The sequence below is a fragment of the Mesorhizobium sp. ESP7-2 genome (genome assembly GCF_020164715.1).
GTDB lineage: Bacteria > Pseudomonadota > Alphaproteobacteria > Rhizobiales > Rhizobiaceae > Mesorhizobium.
Map to the genome: position 1 here is coordinate 73131 of NZ_JAIUGQ010000020.1, position 17859 is coordinate 90989.

17 protein-coding genes are annotated in these 17859 nt (G+C 61.4%); 10 read left to right on the plus strand and 7 right to left on the minus strand.

The annotated features are described in order from the left end of the window. Positions 1 to 4: 4 nt before the first annotated feature. The 4 genes from LB543_RS19520 to LB543_RS19535 all read right to left on the minus strand — a co-directional run bounded on the left by LB543_RS19520 (position 5) and on the right by LB543_RS19535 (position 4515). The gene (locus LB543_RS19520; protein ID WP_224589896.1) at positions 5 to 1102 is read right to left on the minus strand and encodes an ABC transporter ATP-binding protein; all 1098 of its coding nucleotides are present in this window, start codon (positions 1100 to 1102) and stop codon (positions 5 to 7) included. Positions 1103 to 1112: 10 nt separating this feature from the next. Then, positions 1113 to 2003, minus strand: coding sequence for a carbohydrate ABC transporter permease (locus LB543_RS19525; RefSeq protein ID WP_224615233.1), 891 nt, complete (start codon positions 2001 to 2003; stop codon positions 1113 to 1115). Next, positions 2000 to 2959: a carbohydrate ABC transporter permease gene (locus tag LB543_RS19530; RefSeq protein ID WP_140756993.1), complete on the minus strand. Its 960-nt coding sequence runs from the start codon at positions 2957 to 2959 to the stop codon at positions 2000 to 2002. Before LB543_RS19530 ends, LB543_RS19525 begins: the two co-directional genes overlap by 4 nt. Before the next feature lie 77 nt (positions 2960 to 3036). After that, positions 3037 to 4515, minus strand: a complete 1479-nt coding sequence (locus LB543_RS19535) for an ABC transporter substrate-binding protein (RefSeq protein ID WP_224615234.1) — start codon at positions 4513 to 4515, stop codon at positions 3037 to 3039. Between the two features lie 183 nt (positions 4516 to 4698). Between LB543_RS19535 and LB543_RS19540 the strand changes: the two genes are divergently transcribed. The 5 genes from LB543_RS19540 to LB543_RS19560 all read left to right on the plus strand — a co-directional run bounded on the left by LB543_RS19540 (position 4699) and on the right by LB543_RS19560 (position 9681). Further along, complete coding sequence (locus LB543_RS19540) at positions 4699 to 5409, plus strand: GntR family transcriptional regulator (RefSeq protein ID WP_224615235.1); 711 nt, start codon at positions 4699 to 4701, stop codon at positions 5407 to 5409. Between the two features lie 53 nt (positions 5410 to 5462). Further along, on the plus strand, positions 5463 to 6629 hold the full coding sequence (locus tag LB543_RS19545; RefSeq protein ID WP_224615236.1) for a mandelate racemase/muconate lactonizing enzyme family protein: 1167 nt from the start codon (positions 5463 to 5465) through the stop codon (positions 6627 to 6629). A 54-nt stretch (positions 6630 to 6683) separates the two neighbouring features. Beyond that, positions 6684 to 8042: a mandelate racemase/muconate lactonizing enzyme family protein gene (locus LB543_RS19550; protein WP_224615237.1), complete on the plus strand. Its 1359-nt coding sequence runs from the start codon at positions 6684 to 6686 to the stop codon at positions 8040 to 8042. A 103-nt stretch (positions 8043 to 8145) separates the two neighbouring features. After that, entirely contained in the window at positions 8146 to 8472 is a 327-nt protein-coding gene (locus tag LB543_RS19555) for an NIPSNAP family protein (RefSeq protein WP_140505846.1), read from the plus strand. Between the two features lie 9 nt (positions 8473 to 8481). Further along, entirely contained in the window at positions 8482 to 9681 is a 1200-nt protein-coding gene (locus tag LB543_RS19560; RefSeq protein WP_224615238.1) for a mandelate racemase/muconate lactonizing enzyme family protein, read from the plus strand. 123 nt (positions 9682 to 9804) lie between these two features. On the opposite strand, the gene LB543_RS19565 is transcribed toward LB543_RS19560, so the two are convergent. Beyond that, positions 9805 to 10713 carry a GntR family transcriptional regulator gene (locus LB543_RS19565; RefSeq protein WP_224615239.1) on the minus strand — a complete coding sequence of 303 codons (909 nt, stop codon included), beginning with the start codon at positions 10711 to 10713 and terminating at the stop codon, positions 9805 to 9807. Between the two features lie 258 nt (positions 10714 to 10971). Here LB543_RS19565 and LB543_RS19570 point away from each other — a divergent pair, with 258 nt between their 5' ends. From LB543_RS19570 to LB543_RS19585, 4 genes are all read left to right on the plus strand, one after another. Beyond that, a complete protein-coding gene (locus tag LB543_RS19570; protein ID WP_224615260.1) occupies positions 10972 to 11928 on the plus strand; it encodes an ABC transporter permease in 957 nt (318 codons plus the stop codon). Further along, positions 11925 to 12710 carry an ATP-binding cassette domain-containing protein gene (locus tag LB543_RS19575; RefSeq protein ID WP_140757007.1) on the plus strand — a complete coding sequence of 262 codons (786 nt, stop codon included), beginning with the start codon at positions 11925 to 11927 and terminating at the stop codon, positions 12708 to 12710. The genes LB543_RS19570 and LB543_RS19575 overlap by 4 nt, the downstream gene beginning before the upstream one ends. Before the next feature lie 93 nt (positions 12711 to 12803). Further along, on the plus strand, positions 12804 to 13721 hold the full coding sequence (locus tag LB543_RS19580) for a sugar ABC transporter substrate-binding protein (protein ID WP_140808388.1): 918 nt from the start codon (positions 12804 to 12806) through the stop codon (positions 13719 to 13721). A gap of 68 nt (positions 13722 to 13789) precedes the next feature. Continuing rightward, positions 13790 to 14806 carry a zinc-binding alcohol dehydrogenase family protein gene (locus tag LB543_RS19585; protein WP_224615240.1) on the plus strand — a complete coding sequence of 339 codons (1017 nt, stop codon included), beginning with the start codon at positions 13790 to 13792 and terminating at the stop codon, positions 14804 to 14806. A 227-nt stretch (positions 14807 to 15033) separates the two neighbouring features. Here the strand turns inward: LB543_RS19585 and LB543_RS19590 are convergent, their stop codons facing one another. Both LB543_RS19590 and LB543_RS19595 read right to left on the minus strand, forming a co-directional pair. Next, complete coding sequence (locus LB543_RS19590) at positions 15034 to 15627, minus strand: DJ-1/PfpI family protein (protein WP_224589885.1); 594 nt, start codon at positions 15625 to 15627, stop codon at positions 15034 to 15036. A gap of 146 nt (positions 15628 to 15773) precedes the next feature. Next, positions 15774 to 16475 (minus strand): GntR family transcriptional regulator, encoded by a 702-nt coding sequence (locus LB543_RS19595; RefSeq protein ID WP_224615241.1) that lies wholly within the window; start codon positions 16473 to 16475, stop codon positions 15774 to 15776. Positions 16476 to 16631: 156 nt separating this feature from the next. On the opposite strand from LB543_RS19595, the gene LB543_RS19600 reads away from it, so the two are divergent. Continuing rightward, entirely contained in the window at positions 16632 to 17858 is a 1227-nt protein-coding gene (locus LB543_RS19600) for an iron-containing alcohol dehydrogenase (protein ID WP_224615242.1), read from the plus strand. The last annotated feature ends 1 nt before the right edge of the window (position 17859 follow it).

Below are 17859 nucleotides of genomic sequence, written 5' to 3' on the forward strand. Positions count from 1 at the left end.
TGTCTCAGTCGGCCTCGAGGGCCATTTCGGTTTCGCCGTCGAACAGATGCATCCGCTCCTGGTCGAACTCGAGCCAGATCCGCTCGTCGGGCGCGACGGCAATGTTCGGCGGCACGCTGACGTTGACTATGGCGCCGGACAGGAACGCCTGCACGAAGGTGACGTCTCCGGTTGGCTCCACCGTGTAGACCTTGGCCGGGATGCTGCCCGGCACCGCACTCTTGTGCAGTTTGATCGTCGAGTGACGTGCGCCGAGTACGACTTTCTTGGTCGTTGCCTTCGTGACCTTCTGGACGTTGCGCGGCGAGAGCCCGAGGCTCCAACCCTCCGCGCTGGTCAACACGGTTCCGCCGTTCGCGGAGGACGCCTCCAGCGGAATGAGGCTCATCGCCGGGCTGCCGATGAAGCTGGCGACGAACATGTTCACCGGATGGGCAAAGACCTGCGCCGGTGAATCGTATTGCTGCAGGAAGCCACCGTTCATCACCGCCATCTTGTCGGCCATCGTCACGGCTTCGAGCTGGTCGTGCGTCACATAGATGATCGTCGCCTTCAGATCCTGGTGGAAGCGCTTGATCTCCGACCGCATCTGCACGCGCAGTTTGGCGTCGAGGTTGGAGAGCGGCTCGTCCATGAGGAACACCGCTGGGTCGCGCACGAGCGCGCGGCCCAGGGCGACGCGCTGCTGCTGGCCGCCCGAAAGTTCACGCGGCTTGCGCTCGAGCAGGTGCGTCATGTCGAGCACGCGCGCCGCTTCCTTGACCTTCTTGTCGATCTCGTCCCTGGGCAGTCTGCGCATCTGCAGCGGGAAAGCGAGATTCATATAGACCGACTTTTGCGGATAGAGCGCGTAGTTCTGGAACACCATTGCGATGTCCCTGTCCTTGGGGTCGAGATCGTTGACCACCCGGTCCCCGATGACGATGTCGCCCGAGGTGATCGGGGTCAGCCCCGCGACGAGATTGAGCGTGGTTGTCTTGCCGCAGCCTGAAGGGCCGACGAGCGCAACGAACTCGCCGTCGCTGACCGTCAGCGAAACGTCGTTGACGGCTTTGAAGTTGCCGTAGGTCTTGACGAGATCTTTGAGGACCACGTGGGCCATCGGCAACTCCCTAATGCTTGACCGCGCCTTCTGTCAGGGCGCGTACGAAGTATCGTTGCAGGACAAGGAACAGCACCACGACGGGCACGCTCATCATGAAGCTTGCCGCCATCAGGCCCGGAAAGTCCGTCGTATTTTCCGAGAAGAAGCGCTGGATGCCGACCGGCAGCGTCAACTGGTCGTTCTTGGAGAGGAAGGTGTAGGCGTAGATGTATTCGTTCCACGCGCCGATGAAGGAATAGATCGCGGTGGCAATGATCCCCGGCGTCGAGAGCGGCATCACGATCATGATGAAGGCCTGGAACCGCGTTGCCCCGTCGATGCGCGCCGCCTGCTCGAGCTGCACCGGGATATTGTCGTAAAAGCCCTTGAGCAGCCAGATCGCCAGGGGGAGGCCGAAGGTGAGGTAGGTCAGGATCAGCGAGCCATGCGTGTTCACCAGCCCGATCGCGCGCATCAGGATGAAGAGCGGCACGAGAAAGATCACCGCCGGGAACATGTTGCGCAGCAGCACGGCGAAGAACAGGAAGTTCCGGCCCGGGAAAGTGAAACGCGAAAACGCATAGGCCGCGGGGACGGCCACGATCACCGAAAGGATTGTCGTGGCGCTCGACACGAACAGGCTGTTCCAGAAGAAGCGCAGGAAGTCCTGGCCGACACTGTTCTGCGGATCGAGCAGCTTCTGGTAGCTGGCAAGCGTAGGCTCGTCCGGCCACCATTGCGGCGGGAATTGCGTCGCCGCGAAGCCCGACTTGATCGAGGTGACCAGCATCCAGAGCATCGGCACCGCGGTGTAGAGCAGCATGAACAACAGGAAGATACGCCCGGACCACCGCCATCCGTCGACGCGCATGCGGCGACGGGTCCGGCCTCGAGAGGCTGTTTCGGCGATCGTGCTCATGCGCTCCCCTCTTTCCGCTCGTTGCCGCTCAGCGCACGGACGTAGAAATAGCCCAGCGCCATCAGGATGAGGAACAGGAGCACCGAATAGGCCGATGCCACGCCCCAGCGCTGGCGGCCGAAGGCGAGTTCGTAAATGTGGGTTATCCAGATATGCGAGGCGTTCGACGGCCCGCCGCCGGTCATGATCCAGGGGATGATGAAGGAATTGAAGTTGGCTACCGCAAGCAGCAGGATCGTCACCACCGAGACGTTGCGCAAGTGCGGGAAGGTGACGTGCCAGAAGCGCTGCCATGCGTTGGCCCCGTCGACTTTGGCGGCACGCAACAACTGGTCGGGGACAGTCTGCAGGCCGGCCATCATCATGATCATGGCAAACGGGAACTCGCGCCAGATATTGACGACGATCAGGGAGGGCAGCACGGTGCTGACGTTGTCGATGAAATTGGGCGGCCGGTCGGTCAGTCCGAAGCCCACCAGCACCGCGCCAATGATGCCGAAATCCGAATGGTAGATCCACTTCCAGATATAGGAGGCGGCGACGGCGCTGATCACCCAAGGAATGATCAGGATGGCACGCAGGACACCGCGGCCGACAAAGTCGCGGTGGAGCGCCAGCGCCGTGGCAAACCCCAGGACAAAAGAGATGAAGGTGGACCCGAATGTCCAGATCAGGGTGTTCCAGGTTACCTTCCAGAACACCTCACTGGTGAGGATGGTGGTGTAGTTTTCGAAGCCGATGAATGTCTTGTCGCGGAGCTGCAGACCAGGCGGCGTCTTATAGAACGACAACTCGATCGTGTAGTAGATCGGATAGGCGATGACGATGAGCATCACGGCGATCGCCGGGAGCACGTATGCATAGTCGGCGCGATGCTCCCAGACGTTCCGCAACGCGCCGGACCTGCCGGGTTGCAATTTTCGGCGAGCCTCGGCCTTGCCGGTCACGATCGTCACTGTGGCGTGCCCTTGTTCTTCGGAATGAACCGGCTGCGCTCTCGGCGCAGCCGGCCAGATCGGAGGTCAGGTCCGGACTAGAGTCCGCCCATCAGGTCTTTCACCTTCTTGGCCGCGTCGTCCGCTGCCTGATCGACGGTCATCGCTCCGGTCAGGGCATTCTGCAGCATGTCCGGGACGATGATGTTCATGATCTCGGGGGACTCCGGCAGCGCCGGAAACGGGATGCCATACGGCAGCATCGAGGTCGTGACATCGAGGAACTTGATGTTGTCCAGACGTTCCTTCATCCACTTGGTCTTGAAACCGTTGAGGTTGCCCGGGTTCGAGCCGGCATAGGCCATCTTCAGCGACCATTCAGGGCTCGTCCACATGCAGATGATCGCCTTCGCCGCCGGCTCGTCCACCTTGCCGCCCTCTACATATTCGGGCTTCAGGATGTGAATGTTCGAGCCGCCGAACACGACGGCGCGCTTGCCGTCGGGGCCGGTCGGGATCAGGCCGTAGCGCATGTTGTCGATGACGGTCTGCGCCTTGTCCTTGTCGGTTCCGGTCGCCTTGGCCTGGAGGTCGAGCATGACGTTGTAGTCGGACGGGTGCGAGATCATCATGCCCAACTGGCCGGCGACGAACAGAGGCTGGTTGTCGGCCTGCTGGTTGGTAAGTGCCGAAACCGGAACAGACTTGTCGCGAACATACATGTCGTATGAGGCTTGCAGCGCCGCCTTGCTCTGCGGGCTGTCGAGCTCCACTTCCTTGTAAGTCGGATTCGCGGTGGCTTCGTCGAAGACGCCGCCGCCATAGGCCCACAACTGCGGCATGAAGCGATAGGGCGTATTGCCGGCATTCTTGCGAGCCACGAGGCCGTAACCGGCAATGCCGAGCTTGTCGTGGATCTGCTTGGAGTATTTGACGACGTCGTCCCAGGTTGCCGGAGCCTTGTCCGGATCGAGGCCCGCACGCTTGAAGATGTCGGCATTCCAGATGAACGCCATCGTCTCGTTGTTCGTCGGTATGCCGTAGGTCACCCCATCCCAGGTCACGGCCTTCATGGCGCCGGGCCAGAAATCCTCGGTCGAATAGCCGACATCCTCGGGTTCGAGTGGCTGCAGGTAGCCCTTCGAGGCGAATTCGGTACCGCCCAGGATTTGCAGGCGCACCGCCATCGGCGCGGCATTGCCCAGGAGTGCCGTGCGGAATTTGTCGAGAAGGTCGTTATAGGTGAGTGCCTGTTCCTCGAGCTGGATGTTCGGATAGGTCTTGCGGAAAGTCTCGAAGAAATCCTTGTAGTACTGGCGCAGGAGGTCGGGGTCGCCCTCGAACACGCCCTGATACCAGAAAGTCAGTCGCCCCTTGTAATCGAGCGGGGTGATCTTGGCGCAATCGCCGGCCGTGTCGAAATCCTGTGTTCCGGCGATGGAGCGCACATATTCGGGCGACCATTTGCTCAGGTCGACCGGCGGCGCACCCAGCGCCGACGTGGACATAAGCGATGCCGCCAAAACTCCGACGACAGTGCCGCGCAGGACCGCACTGCCGAGCATGATCCTCGTCATAGGTATCCTCCCTGGTTCTCCGCCCTGCGATCGCGAGGATGGTTCTTTCGGTATAATGTACCCCCTCGATCGGTTAGTACGTTTTCAGATCATGAATTGCCTGTCAACGCGCCAGATCGTACATTGTTTGTGGGAACCGTGCGTGATATCGGACAGACTGTGTATTAATTTGGGGAGCCGGCCTTGGCCGAAACAAGCGATTTCAAAGCGAAGCCACCTGCGGGGGTCGACGCCATCGGAGCCTCCAGCGAGGGCGCCTCGCTTTACGAACTGATAAGGGAAGACATCATCGAGGGACGGCTCGCCGCCAACGAACGGCTTGTTGTCACCGATCTCGCCCGCCGCCACGGCACTTCGACCAATCCCGTGCGCGAGGCCCTGCAACTGTTGCGCGGCGAGGGGTTCGTCATCTTCTCGCCCAATCGCGGGGCGCGTGTAAGGCCCATCGATCAGGATTTTGTTCGCGACATCTACGAAATCGGTGTTCTGATCGAACCAGCCTTGACGCGATGGTTCGTGGGTATGGCTACCGGCGAGGACATCGCCGAACTGGAACGTATCCAAGGCCTGATCGAAGAGAACAACTTCGCCGACACGTTCAGGCACAGCGAACTGGATACAGCCTTCCACACCGTGATGTACCAGCGGCACTATAACCGCCATGCGGCCGAGCTCTGGTGGAAGCATCGCGAAGTGCTGCGAGCGGTGAGCCGACGCTTCAATTTTACGCTCGCGCGGCGTGCCGCGATCATTCGCGAGCACCGCGAACTCATTGCGCTCATCAAGGCGGGAGAGGCAGACAAGGCAGCCGAACTCATTTCCCGCCATGTCGAGGGTTCCGGCCGGCATGTTCTCGAACAGATGCGTGCGCGCAACGCCGCTCGGGCCGGATAGGACGAGGAGGTCTGGAGTATCGTGGCTGACCATTACTGACAAAGGTAGTTGAAATGAAAATCACGAGCGTTCGGCCGTGGCTGATCAAGTCCGATGCTTCCTATTGGGGAGAATTCCTGTTCGTCGAGGTGACGACAGACGAGGGGGTGAGCGGCTGGGGAGAGATCACCACCACCACCAAGCTCGCCAACCGTGCCCTCTGCACGATCCTTCGACAGATCGGAGCCGCGGTGACGGGCGAGGATCCGGCGCGTATCGAGCATCTCTGGCACAAGATCTTCCGCAGCTTCACCTATATGGGCAGCCGCGGCGCCGCGGTCGAATGCGTGAGCGCGATCGACATAGCCCTCTGGGATCTCAGGGGCAAAGCTCTCGGCAAGGCGGTCTACGAGCTCTTGGGCGGGCCAGTCCGGGATGAAATCGCGCTCTACACCCATCCCAACCAGGCTAAATTCACCAGCAAGGATGCTGTGGCCCGCGAAATCCTGGACATCGTCGAATCCGGACACACTGCTCTCAAGTTCGATCCTTTCCCTCACCAGGGTCGCGGTGCCGGCGGCGTGTCGCGCGAACAGCGGGACGGCTACCTCGATGGCAGCATGACCCGCAAGGACGAGCGCGAGGCTGCCGAACTCACGGCTCTGATCCGCGAAACGGCGGGACCAGATGTCGACATTCTCATCGATGCGCATGGCCGCTTCGACGTTCCGACCGCCATTCGCCTCTGTCGCAGCCTCGAGGAAGCCGGCCAGATCGACTGGTTCGAGGAGCCTTGTCCGCCCGAGAGCCTTAACGCCCTTAAGCAGGTGCGCGAGAAGGTCAGTGCCGCCATTTCGTGGGGCGAGCGCGGCCACACGAAGTGGGATTTCGTGCCGGTGCTCGAAAACAAGCTCGCCGACTACATCATGCCCGACGTCACCTGGACCGGCGGCATTACCGAACTCAAGAAGATTTCCGCCCTGTGCGAAGCCTACTACATCCCGGTCTCGCCCCATGATGCCGCGGGGCCGATCAACGTGGTTGCGGGAGCGCAGGTGATGATGACCGTTCCGAACTTCTACAAGCTCGAAACGTCGGAGTGGAATTTGGGTAAGTACAATCATCTCATCGACAAGCCGCTCGACGTTTCGAACGGCAGCCTCAAGCTTTCGTCGAGGCCGGGTCTCGGCATCGAGATGAACCGCGATTATTTGCAAGCCCATGAGATCGAACTGGGCTAGCGCCATCGGCAGCATGCGGGGCGACAGGCCCGCCGACCAGAACGAGGATAAGTTATGCCAAGGACGGATGGAGCCGACGAGGCCCTCAACCGGGTCAACACCAATTCGAAGCCGTCCGAGCTTCGCATCACCGACATGCGGGTGGCCGAGATCGTCGGTGCGCCGTTCACCTCGGCGCTGCTCAAGATCTATACCAACCAGGGCATCGTCGGGCTTGGCGAGGTGCGCGACGGCGCCAGCGCCACCTACGCGCTGATGTTGAAGAGCCGGCTGCTTGGCGAGAACCCCTGCGACATCGACCGCCTGTTTCGCCGGATCAAGCAGTTCGGCGGGCACGGCCGGCAGGGCGGCGGCGTCTCGGCGGTCGAAATCGCGCTGTGGGACATCGCCGGCAAGGCTTATGGCGTCCCGATCTACCAGATGCTGGGCGGTAAGTTTCGCGATCACGTGCGCGTCTATTGCGATACCGACGCCGAGAAACCCAGCGGCACCGAAACCGGCAAGCGCCTCGAGGAACGCATGGGCCGCGGGTTCACCTTCTTGAAGATGGATCTGGGCTTGATGCAGATCGCCCATGTCCCGGGCGCCGTGGTCGCACCCGCCGGCGCGCTCGAAGGGTTTCACGGCAACCCGCGCGGCCGCGGTGGCTCGTTCGAGGAGCGAAAGGCCCGCAATCTCGCTTATGACGCGCAGAACGTGCAGCACCCGTTCACAGGCCTGCATTTCACCGAAAAGGGGATAGACCTGCTCGAGCAGTATATCCACGAGGTTCGCGAGGTCATCGGATACGAGATCCCGCTTGCCATCGACCATGTCGGCCACATCTCGCTGCAGGATGGCATACGCCTGTCGCGCCGTATCGAGAAATACGCTCCGGCCTGGCTGGAGGATGTGATCCCCTGGCAATACACCGAGCAGTACCGGCAATTGCAGCAGGCTACCACGGTGCCGATCTGCACCGGCGAGGACATCTACCTCAAGGAAGGCTTCGAGCCGCTGCTCAAGAGCGGCGGCCTCTCGGTCATCCACCCGGACCTGCTCACCAGTGGGGGCATTCTCGAGACCAAGAAGATCGGCGATATGGCGCAGGATCACGGTGTCGCCATGGCGATCCATATGGCCGAAAGTCCGATCGCCGCGATGGCCGCCGCGCATGTCGCCACCGCGACCGAGAACTTCATGGCGCTCGAGTTTCACAGCGTCGAAGTGGACTGGTGGGACGATATCGTCACGGGTCTGCCCAAGCCGCTTGTGAAGGACGGCTTCATCACCGTGCCCGACAAGCCGGGGCTGGGCATAGACGATGTGGTCGACGAGGTGATCAGCCAGCATCTGCAGCCCGGTGTCACGGGGATATGGCAATCCACCGAGCATTGGGACAATGAATATAGCTGGGACCGGACCTGGAGTTAGCCCAGACCCCTTGCCCTCATTCCCCCAGGCCCACAGGGCCAGCGACCGACCATTCGTGTCGACCTCTCCCAAGGGAGAGGCGAAGAAAGAAACGGACGAAACCATGATCTACGAACTGCGTATCTATGACTGCCTGCCGGGCAGGCTGCCGACTTTGCTCAAGCGCTTTTCCGACCAAACGCTGGCCATCTGGGAGAGGCATGGCATCCGCCAAGCCGGGTTTTTCACCACGGCAATCGGCGAAAACAGCAATCGCCTCACCTATTTCCTCGCCTGGGAATCGCTGGCCGAGCGTGAGGCGAAATGGGCGGCTTTCGTCACCGATCCGGCATGGCACAGGGCCCGGGACGAGTCTGAGCGCGACGGGCAGATCATTGCCAATATCAGCAGCCAGCTGCTCACGCCGACAGCTTTCTCGTCTGTGAAATAGGACTGCGCCATGAAGATCACCGACCTGCGGTGCGCCGTTATCGGCAAACATCCCATCGTCCGTATCGTCACCGACGAAGGTCTCTACGGCCTTGGCGAGGTCGAGTACACCAAGCCTTATCTCAAACCCTGGGTGCTGCATTTCCGCGAGGCCCTGATCGGCGAGGATCCGACCGACGTCGAGCGGGTCATGTTGAAGATCCGCCAACGCGGCTCTTTCAAGCCCTATGGCGCGGCGGTCAGCGCCATCGAACATGCGCTGTGGGACATTGCCGGCAAGGCGGCGGGCGTGCCGGCCTACAAGCTGCTCGGCGGCAAGGTGCGCGACAAGGTTCGCGTCTACAACGGCTCGATCCGCCAGAAGCGCACGGGCGACCGGCCGGAGGATTACGCCGCCGATGTCAAATGGATGATGGAGCAGCCGCAGAATTTCTTCATGGTCAAGCAAGGAATCTCGTTCCATTCCAACATGAAGGACACGGTCGATGGCTTCCATTACGGCGTAACGCAGAGGAAGGCCGGCTATCACGGTGCCATGGATCAGGGCGTGATCAGCGAGCGCGGTTTCAACCACATGCTCGACTGCGTGATCGCGATGAAGGAAGTGCTGGGCGACAAGGTCAGCCTGGCGCTCGACTGCGGCCCGGGCTGGATGCTGCCCGATGCGATCAAGTTTGCGCGCGCGGTCGAAAAGTATAATTTGATGTGGCTCGAGGACATGCTGACCGGCGACTACGTGCCGTGGGTCAATCCGCAGGCCTACCGGGAGCTGACCACCTCCACCTCGACGCCGATCCATACCGGCGAGCAGATCTACCTGAGGCACAATTTCAAGGAGCTGATCGAGACGCAGGCGGTGCGCGTCATCGGCCCCGATCCTGCCGACATTGGCGGCATTGCCGAGCTCAAATGGGTCGCCGAGCACGCCTATATGCACTCGATCCTGATGGCGCCGCACGGTACCGCGAACGGCCTGCTTGGCCTCGGCGCACTGATCAATGTTTGCGCCACCTTGCCCGCCAACTACGTGGCGTTCGAATATCCCAGCGCCTCCGATCCCTGGTGGAACGACATCGTCATCGGCCTGCCCAAGCAGATCGTGAAGGACAGCATGGTGGATCTGCTCGAAGCACCGGGGCTGGGCCTCGACATCGACGCCGAAGGTGCCAGGAAGTATCTCAGGGAAGAGGATGCGGGCTTCTTCGACTGAACCACCTTCTTTGCGCACGACGCCAATCGCTTCACGGCAGCTTGGGTCATTCGGACTAAAGTGTGCCCGTCCGCCATCTCGCCTTAGCTTCCGGGCAGTAATGCGCCGCCATATGTCGGGTAATTATCCTGTCGGAATCTCATCAAATACCAGCAGAGAACGCGTCAGCGTTTCCTTTGCCGAGTCGAGGTGCGCGCGACAGGCGATCTCGATCCGCGTTGCATTGCGGCTTTCCAGCGCATCGATAAAAACGATGTGTTCGACGATGGCTGCCTGATTGCGCTGCTTTTCGTCCTGCTTGTTCCACTGATAGTGATAGTGAAAAATGAACGTGATGATGTCGTAGAAGTCATCGATGAACCGGTTCGGCGATGCCTCGTTGATGAGCCGGTGAAAGCGATTGTCCAGCCTGGAGAAGTCGTGAAAGCGGCTTTCCATGTGCTCGAGCAGTTCAATGTGCGATAACTTGAGCGCGGCGAGTTTCGCCCACAGCGGAGAACTGTCGGGCTGCTGTGAAAACAGGCGCGCCGACCGCACCTCGAACATCACTCTGATTTCAAACAGTTCGAGTGCGAAGTCTTCCGTGAAGCCTTTGAAAAGCCACCCGGAATTCGGCCGCTTCTCGATCAGGCCGAAGCGGCTGAAACGGATCAGGAATTCCCTGATGCCGTTGGTTGCGACGCCAAATTGCCGGGCGAGGTCAAGCTCGTTGATGCTGGTCCCGGGCCTGGTGTCGCCACGCAGCATCCACTCCATGAATTGCTGTTCGACGTGCGTCGCGCGGGGCGTGGTTTCCGCGTCCGGGTAGCAGTCGTCATCGTTGGCCGGTCGCCCAACTGCCCGAATGCCGTTCTCTTCGCTGACCATGGCTCGGTGGACAAGTTCTTCCAGCACCTTGCGTATCGTCGTGCGGCTGACGCCCACCCGCCGCCGCAGCTCGTTCTCGGATGGAAGCTGACCGGCCAACTGCCCGTCGCGCATCATGTGGGCCACGCGATTGAACGCCTTCTTGTAAACGGTGTCGGTTTTCATCGGGGCCTCCAGAGAAAGTCTTGTCCTTTCTAGCATGACCTTTATCCATAAAAAACAACTTGACCCGATACTCCAAGATGTTTTTTATCGATAACAAGAAGATCGAAATTGACACGACTTGGTGGCGCGCGGCTCGCAAGAGTTCGCGCGGGGAGGAAAGTTTTGCCTGAGGTGGGAAACAGCAGCGCCACTGCTGACGAAGGCACGGCTCAAGCGTCGAGGAAAGCGGAGGCGGCGCCGGGTCTGGCGCTTGGCTTGATGTTGCTCAGCGCCGGCCCGGCTGTGATCCTGCTGCTGCTGATTGTCATCCTCGGCTTCCTGTCGCCCTATTTTCTGACCGGCCGCAACCTCAGCAATATCCTTGCCCAGACCGCTGTCATTTCGGTCGTCGCAATGGGCCAGCATCTGGTCATCCTGACGCGTGGCATCGACCTCTCGGTTGGATCGAACCTTGCGCTGGCCTCCGTTCTTGGAGCGTTGAGTTTTCATGCCGGCGCTACCGCGGTCGTCGTGATCGCGGTAATGGTTGGAAGCGGCGCGGCGGTGGGCGCGATAAATGGACTGGTCTACGTCTTCGGCCGGCTGCCACATCCGTTCATCATCACGCTTGCAACGCTGAGCATCGCCAAGGGCCTGGCCCTCGAACTGGCCGACGGGCGTGCGATCCCTGGAATGCCAGATGCGATCGACGTGCTCGGCCGCGAGGCGATCTGGGGCTTGCCGGGTTCGGTCTTCGTCGTGGTCGGTGTCGCCGCGGTCCTGTTTGTCATGGCCAAGACGATGGTGTGGGGGCGCTGGATCTATGCCGTCGGCGGCAGACCGGATGCTGCGTTGCGCATGGGCATTCCGGTGTCTTGGGTTCTGGTCTCGGCCTATGTGATTTCTGCCCTCTGCGCCGGTATCGGCGCTGTCATCCTTGCCGGCCGCACCGACGCCGGTTCGCCGCTGTTCGGCAATTTGCTCGAGCTTGACACGATCGCCGCGGTGATCATCGGCGGCGCCAGTTTTCTCGGCGGTCGCGGCCACCTTGGCCACGCCCTGATCGGTGCCATCATGATCGGCGTCATCCGCAACGCGCTCAACCTGCTCAACGTCAATATCTTCTTCCAGCTCATCGTCATCGGCGTGGTCATCGTCATCGCGGTCGAGGCCGACGTGCTGCGCAATTACCTGGAAGGGCGCGTGCGTGTCATGCAGGCCGGGAGGCAGCCATGACCGCGCCCGCGGCCGAAGCCCGCAGTCCCGGCACTTCAGACCATCCTGTGCTCGCCGTAAGCGGTGCAACCAAGCGCTTCGGCTCTGTCATGGCTCTCGACGATGTCAGCATCGAGGTGCGGCGAGGCGAAATTCTGGGGCTACTCGGTGACAATGGCGCCGGGAAATCGACGCTGACCAAATGCATCAGTGGCGTCCATCAGCTCGACGCCGGCGCGATCGTGCTGGACGGGTTGCCCGCGCAGATACGCTCGCCGGCCGACGCGCGCTTTGCCGGCATCGAGACCGTCTATCAGGACCTGGCGCTGTTCGACAATCTGACGCCGGGGCAGAACTTCTTCGCCGGCCGCGAACTCGCCGGTCCGCAATGGCTGCCGCGCGGCCTGCGTTTCCTGCAGCAGCGCAGGATGGACGCCGAAACCCGGATCCTGCTGGAAAGGCTGAAGGTGACGCTGCCCCGGCTGGACGCGGTCGTCGCCATGATGTCGGGTGGACAAAGACAGGCCATCGCCGTGGCGAGGTCCACGGTCTTCGCCCGCAAGGTCGTCATCCTCGACGAGCCGACGGCAGCCCTTGGACTGCGTGAATCGCGTCAGGTTCTCAATCTGGTGGCGACGCTTCGCGACCAGGGCAACGCCGTCATTCTGATCACCCACAATATGGAGCACGTCATCGAGCTCGCCGACCGTGCGGTGGTCCTGCGCCAGGGCCGCAAGGTCGGCGAACTGGTGCCAACCAAGGACAACAAGCAGGAGTTGGTTTCCATGATCGTGGGGGCCTGAACGCATTCGAGATTTTGCGGACCGCCTCGGTCCGCAAATGCCTGAAGCGTCTTCCGCCGGAAGGCGTCTCAATTCCAAGGGAGGAACGGAATGCTGATGCACAGAAGACTATTGGGAGGACTTGCGATTGCCATCGCATTCGCAATGCCTGCTTCGGCCGCCGACAAGATCAAGGTCGGCCTAATCACGAAATTCCCGGTGCCATTCTATTCGACCATGGAGGATGCGGCCAAAAAATACGCCGCCGCCCATCCTGAGATCGAGCTGGTCACCGGCCAGGGCCAGGCGGCCACGGACATCGAGGGCCAGATCGCTTTGATCGAGTCCATGATCACGCAAGGCGTGAAAGGCCTGGCAATCACGCCGGTCGATCCAACAGTTGCCCCGGCGCTCGACAAGGCCGTCGCCGCCGGCATCAAGGTGGTGCTCGTGGATAACAGCATTCCGAACTGGAAAGGCCAGACGGCGCTGGTTTCGACGAACAATCTCAATGGTGGCAAGATCGCCGGAGAATATCTGAAAACCGTTCTCAAGAGCGGCGACAAGATCGGTATCCTGCAAGGCGTACCGGGCGTTCCGGCGCTGGATGATCGCGTCACCGGCATGATGGAAGGGCTCGGCGACGTCAAGGTCGACGTGGTCGGCAAGGGCGCCACCAACTGCACGCTTGAACTCGGCACCTCGGTTGCGGAAGACATTCTGACAGCCAATCCCGATCTCAAGGCGATCTATTCTGCCTGCGGTCCGCCCATCCCCGGTGCCGTCAAGTCGATCAGCAATGCCGGCATCGCCAAACACAAGCTCATCCTGGTTGGCTTCGATGCCTGCTGCGGTGAAATCGAAGCGATAAAGTCTGGCGCGGAAGACGCCAGCGTTGCGCAATTCCCGGCAAAGATGGGTGAACTTGGCATCGACACCGTCGTCAAGGCCATTCGCGGTGAAGCCGTCGAAGCCAATGTCGATACCGGCGCCGGGCTCGTCACGCTGCAGAACGTCAAGGACTTCGAATAGCTCCCAGACCCTGGCCCGGCGGTGTCTACCCGCCGTCGGGTCCTCTTTTCTCAGAACATGGATGTCGAATGAAAGCGGTGGTGTGCCGTAGTCCGGGTGAACTGGTCCTCGAAAGCCGTCCTGACCCGGGCATGCCCTCCGCCGGCTGGGTGCTGGTGGGCATAAGCCATATCGGCATATGCGGCACCGATTACCACATCTTCGAGGGCAAGCATCCCTATCTCGCATACCCCCGGATCATGGGCCACGAACTCTCGGGGACGGTACTGATGGTCGGTGAGGGGGCCAATATCGAGCTTGGCGAGAAGGTCGTCATCAATCCATATCTGCACTGCGGCAAATGTATTGCCTGCCGGCAGGGCAAGCAGAATTGCTGCGTCTCAATAGAGGTGCTGGGTGTGCATCGCGATGGCGGCATGTGTGATCAACTGCTGGTGCCGGCGGCGAACCTTTATCCGGCAGTCGGTCTTTCGCTCTCCGATGCGGCGGCGGTCGAATTCCTCGCCATCGGCGCGCATGCGGTAAGACGGTCGATGCTTTCGGTCGGAACGCGCACGCTGGTCATAGGCGCTGGCCCCATTGGCCTCGGCACAGCCTTGTTTGCACGGCTTGCCGGACAGACGGTCACGATCATGGACACGAGCCGCGAGCGGCTGGACTTTGCGCAGGACCAATTGGGTTTTCCCGTCATCGACGGTGCTGCGGCGTCGCCCGGCGATCTGGTGAGAGCCCGCACGGACGGCGATTGCTTCGACCTGGTCTTTGATGCAACCGGCAGCAAGGTTTCTATTGAGGCCGCGTTCACCTACGTGGCGCATGGCGGCACCATGGTAATGGTAAGCGTCATCAAGGATGACATTACCTTTTCCGATCCGGAATTCCACAAACGCGAAATGACACTGATCGGCAGCCGCAACGCCCTGACCACGGATTTCGACCGCGTCATGGCGGCGATCCGCACCGGTGCTATTCCGCTTGCCAAGCTGGTGACGCATCGCACGACGCTGCAAGACAGCCCCCGCTACATCTCCCAATGGGCAAATGAGAAATCGGGGCTCATAAAAGCTGTCATTGCAAACCGGTAGGCTGCGCGGCCTGCGCATGAACGGCTGCCGCAGCGCGTTTTGCCCTGGCATCGAGACGGCGGTAGACTTGATCACCTCAGGGTGAAAGCGGGCCGGCGCATCTCGCAATAGGCCGGTCTAATGCATGTCGCCCGGAAGTGTCCTCGGTTCCGGGATAACGACATGCATAAAATCAGAAGCTTACAGCAGGTCGGGCGAATTCTGTTCGCCACGACATGCTGTAGCTATCAGCTATGCCGGATTTCAGTCCCGAGCACCTTGAGGCATTCGCGAATGAAGGCGGCTAAAGCGGTCCAGCCCTTTGCGGAAACCATGGTGCCATCGACATAGGCCTCCGTCGGCGAGAGGTCGACATAGGTTCCGCCTGCCAACGTCACTTCCGGTTCGCAAGCGGCGAGCGCGCCTACCTTCTTGCCGCGCACGACGCCGTCCACGGCAATCAGAATCTGGACCCCATGGCAGATGGTGAAAATCGGCTTCCGGGTGTCGTGGAAGTGGCGCACCATGGCTTGCACCCGTTTGTCGGTGCGGATGTATTCCGGGCCGCGGCCGCCAGCGCAGTATACGGCGTGGTATTGATCGAGCTGCTTTTCCGCCTCCGAAAACGTCTTGTTGATCACCTGAAAATGGCCGAGCTTTTCGGTGTATGTCTGGTCGCCCTCGAAGTCGTGCAGGGAGGTCTTGATGAGGTCTCCGGCCTTCTTGTCCGGGCATACCACATGGACGGTGTGACCGACGGCTTCCATCGCCTGCTGGTAGACGAAGATCTCGTACTCCTCGGTGAACTCGCCGGTGAGCATCAATATTTTTTTGCCTGACATAGTCGGTCCCTCTGTCGTGTGAAAAAAGCTGAGCGAGTCATGCTGCGCCCCGCCTTGGCTTTGTCCGCCCTCAGGATGGAGAGTCGGGGAAGTAGTGTTCCTCGGCGTTGTCGTTGGTGGTCAGCGGCGCGGACATCGGTTTCGCCTCAATCGAAGGCCGGCAGCAGGCGATCGCGCGAGTGCTCGATGTGGGCGCGCATTGCTTTGGCGGCGGCATCGGGATCGGCCGCGCCGAACGCGGCCAGGATCGCCTCATGTTCGTCCAGCGCCTCCTCGGTCACGCGGGAGTGGTACATCAGGCGGAATATGTGGAAGTGGGTGTGTTGATAACCCAGCGTCTCGCGAATGAGCTCGTTTTCGGCATATTCCATGATCTTGTCGTGGAAGATCGCGTCCTGCCTGGCGAAATTTGAATAGCGCAGGCGCTCGTCCTTGCCCTCGCGGCGCGACATCACGCCTGCTGCCTCCAGCAGTGTGCCGAGCTTGGCCTCGTCCATCGCGGCAGCGGCCTTCGCCGCGCCGTGCGGTTCGAGCAGGAGACGCATCTCGTACAATTCGTCGAAACGGCGCCGGGTGATCTGCGGTGCGGCGCGGTATCCGATCAGATGCGTCTTCAGAACCAGGCCTTCGCCTTCGAGACGCCCGAGCGCCTCGCGGATCGGCGTATGGGAAACGTCGAACTCCTTGACCAGATTGTCGACGGTGATGCGTGAACCGGGTGCGATCTTCAGCGACATCAGCTGCGCGAAGATGGCTTCGTAGACGTCCTCGGCCAGGCTGCTCGCGCGGTGGATGCGACCCGCTCCCGTGGGTGCTTCATCATTATTGCTCAAAATGACAGGTTGCATTCTTTCGCCTCTCGACAGGGGAGATTGCTAACACGAGGGTTTGACCGATGCAATACGATATCCTATACGATTTTATCGGCACCCCTCAGTTCAGGATCTTCGGTGCGGATTTTGCAATGTGAGTTTCTCCGACACCCCTCGAGGATGCAGCCTGTCATGAGCCTTCTCACAGCCCTCCGGCTCCCGCGCGAAATTCTGTTCGGAAAGGGCCAACGCCAGGCACTGCCGGTCGTGGCCGGTCGCTACGGCCGACGCGCCCTGGTCTGCACCGACGAGCGTTTCGCCGGCACGGCCGTGTCCGCCGAAGTCATGGCATCCTTGCAGGCAGCGTCGATCGAAGTGCTGGTTCACGACGGTGTCCTCCCGGACGTGCCGCGCGATTCGGTGGCGGTCTGCGTCGAGGAAGCGCGGGGCTTTGGGCCCGATATGGTGATCGGGATCGGCGGCGGCAGCTGTCTCGATTTCGCCAAATGCGCCGCCTTGCTGATCAGCCATGGCGGCGAGCTCCAGGACTACTACGGCGAGTTCAAGGTTCCGGGGCCGATGCTGCCGCTCATCGCCGTGCCGACCACCGCGGGCACAGGATCCGAGGTGACACCAGTCGCGGTGATATCCGATCCGGACCGGACGCTCAAAGTCGGGATATCGAGCCCCCATCTCATTGCCGCCGTTGCCATATGCGACCCCGAACTGACAATGACCTGTCCGCCGGGCCTGACCGCGATCGCTGGCGCCGACGCGCTCACGCATGCGATCGAGGCCTTCACGGCCATGCGCCGGGACGGGGACTTCAGCCTGCCGCAGCGCCACGTCTTCATCGGCAAGACGCCGCTGACCGACCATTTCGCGCTGCTGGCCGTCAAACTGATCGGCCGCAGCCTGGAGAAGGCGTGCACTGACGGCGGCGACGCAGAGGCGCGCGCCGACGTGATGATGGGAGCGCTGGCGGCGGGTTGCGCCTTCGGCACCGCCGGCACGGCGGCGGCGCACGCGGTGCAATACCCGGCCGGCGCGCTCACACATACGCCGCATGGGCTGGGGGTGGCGACGATGATGCCTTATGTCATGAGCTACAACAGCCGTGTGGCCGCGGCGGAGATCGCCGAGATAGGGATTGCTCTTGGCCTCGATCCGAACGGTCGTGGCGCTGACGAAATGGCGGGCGCGACCATCGAGGAGATCAGGCGCTTGTTTGCGGCGATCGGCATCACTCCGACGCTGGCCGGTCTGGGGCTTCCGGCTGACAAGCTCGGCTGGACCGCCGAGCAGGCGCTCGGCATCGATCGCCTGATCAAGAACAACCCGCGCCCATTCGACCTCGCCGCCATGCGCCGTCTTGTCCAGGCGGCCTATGACGGCGATCTCAACGCCTGCGCCATGTGAA

Coding starts and splice junctions, on each gene's coding strand:
- LB543_RS19520 (WP_224589896.1), bottom strand. CDS start 1,102: ATGGCCCACGTGGTCCTCAAAGATCTCGTCAAGACCTACGGCAACTTC.
- LB543_RS19525 (WP_224615233.1), bottom strand. CDS start 2,003: ATGAGCACGATCGCCGAAACAGCCTCTCGAGGCCGGACCCGTCGCCGC.
- LB543_RS19535 (WP_224615234.1), bottom strand. CDS start 4,515: ATGACGAGGATCATGCTCGGCAGTGCGGTCCTGCGCGGCACTGTCGTC.
- LB543_RS19545 (WP_224615236.1), top strand. CDS start 5,463: ATGAAAATCACGAGCGTTCGGCCGTGGCTGATCAAGTCCGATGCTTCC.
- LB543_RS19550 (WP_224615237.1), top strand. CDS start 6,684: ATGCCAAGGACGGATGGAGCCGACGAGGCCCTCAACCGGGTCAACACC.
- LB543_RS19555 (WP_140505846.1), top strand. CDS start 8,146: ATGATCTACGAACTGCGTATCTATGACTGCCTGCCGGGCAGGCTGCCG.
- LB543_RS19560 (WP_224615238.1), top strand. CDS start 8,482: ATGAAGATCACCGACCTGCGGTGCGCCGTTATCGGCAAACATCCCATC.
- LB543_RS19565 (WP_224615239.1), bottom strand. CDS start 10,713: ATGAAAACCGACACCGTTTACAAGAAGGCGTTCAATCGCGTGGCCCAC.
- LB543_RS19570 (WP_224615260.1), top strand. CDS start 10,972: ATGTTGCTCAGCGCCGGCCCGGCTGTGATCCTGCTGCTGCTGATTGTC.
- LB543_RS19575 (WP_140757007.1), top strand. CDS start 11,925: ATGACCGCGCCCGCGGCCGAAGCCCGCAGTCCCGGCACTTCAGACCAT.
- LB543_RS19585 (WP_224615240.1), top strand. CDS start 13,790: ATGAAAGCGGTGGTGTGCCGTAGTCCGGGTGAACTGGTCCTCGAAAGC.
- LB543_RS19590 (WP_224589885.1), bottom strand. CDS start 15,627: ATGTCAGGCAAAAAAATATTGATGCTCACCGGCGAGTTCACCGAGGAG.
- LB543_RS19595 (WP_224615241.1), bottom strand. CDS start 16,475: ATGCAACCTGTCATTTTGAGCAATAATGATGAAGCACCCACGGGAGCG.
- LB543_RS19600 (WP_224615242.1), top strand. CDS start 16,632: ATGAGCCTTCTCACAGCCCTCCGGCTCCCGCGCGAAATTCTGTTCGGA.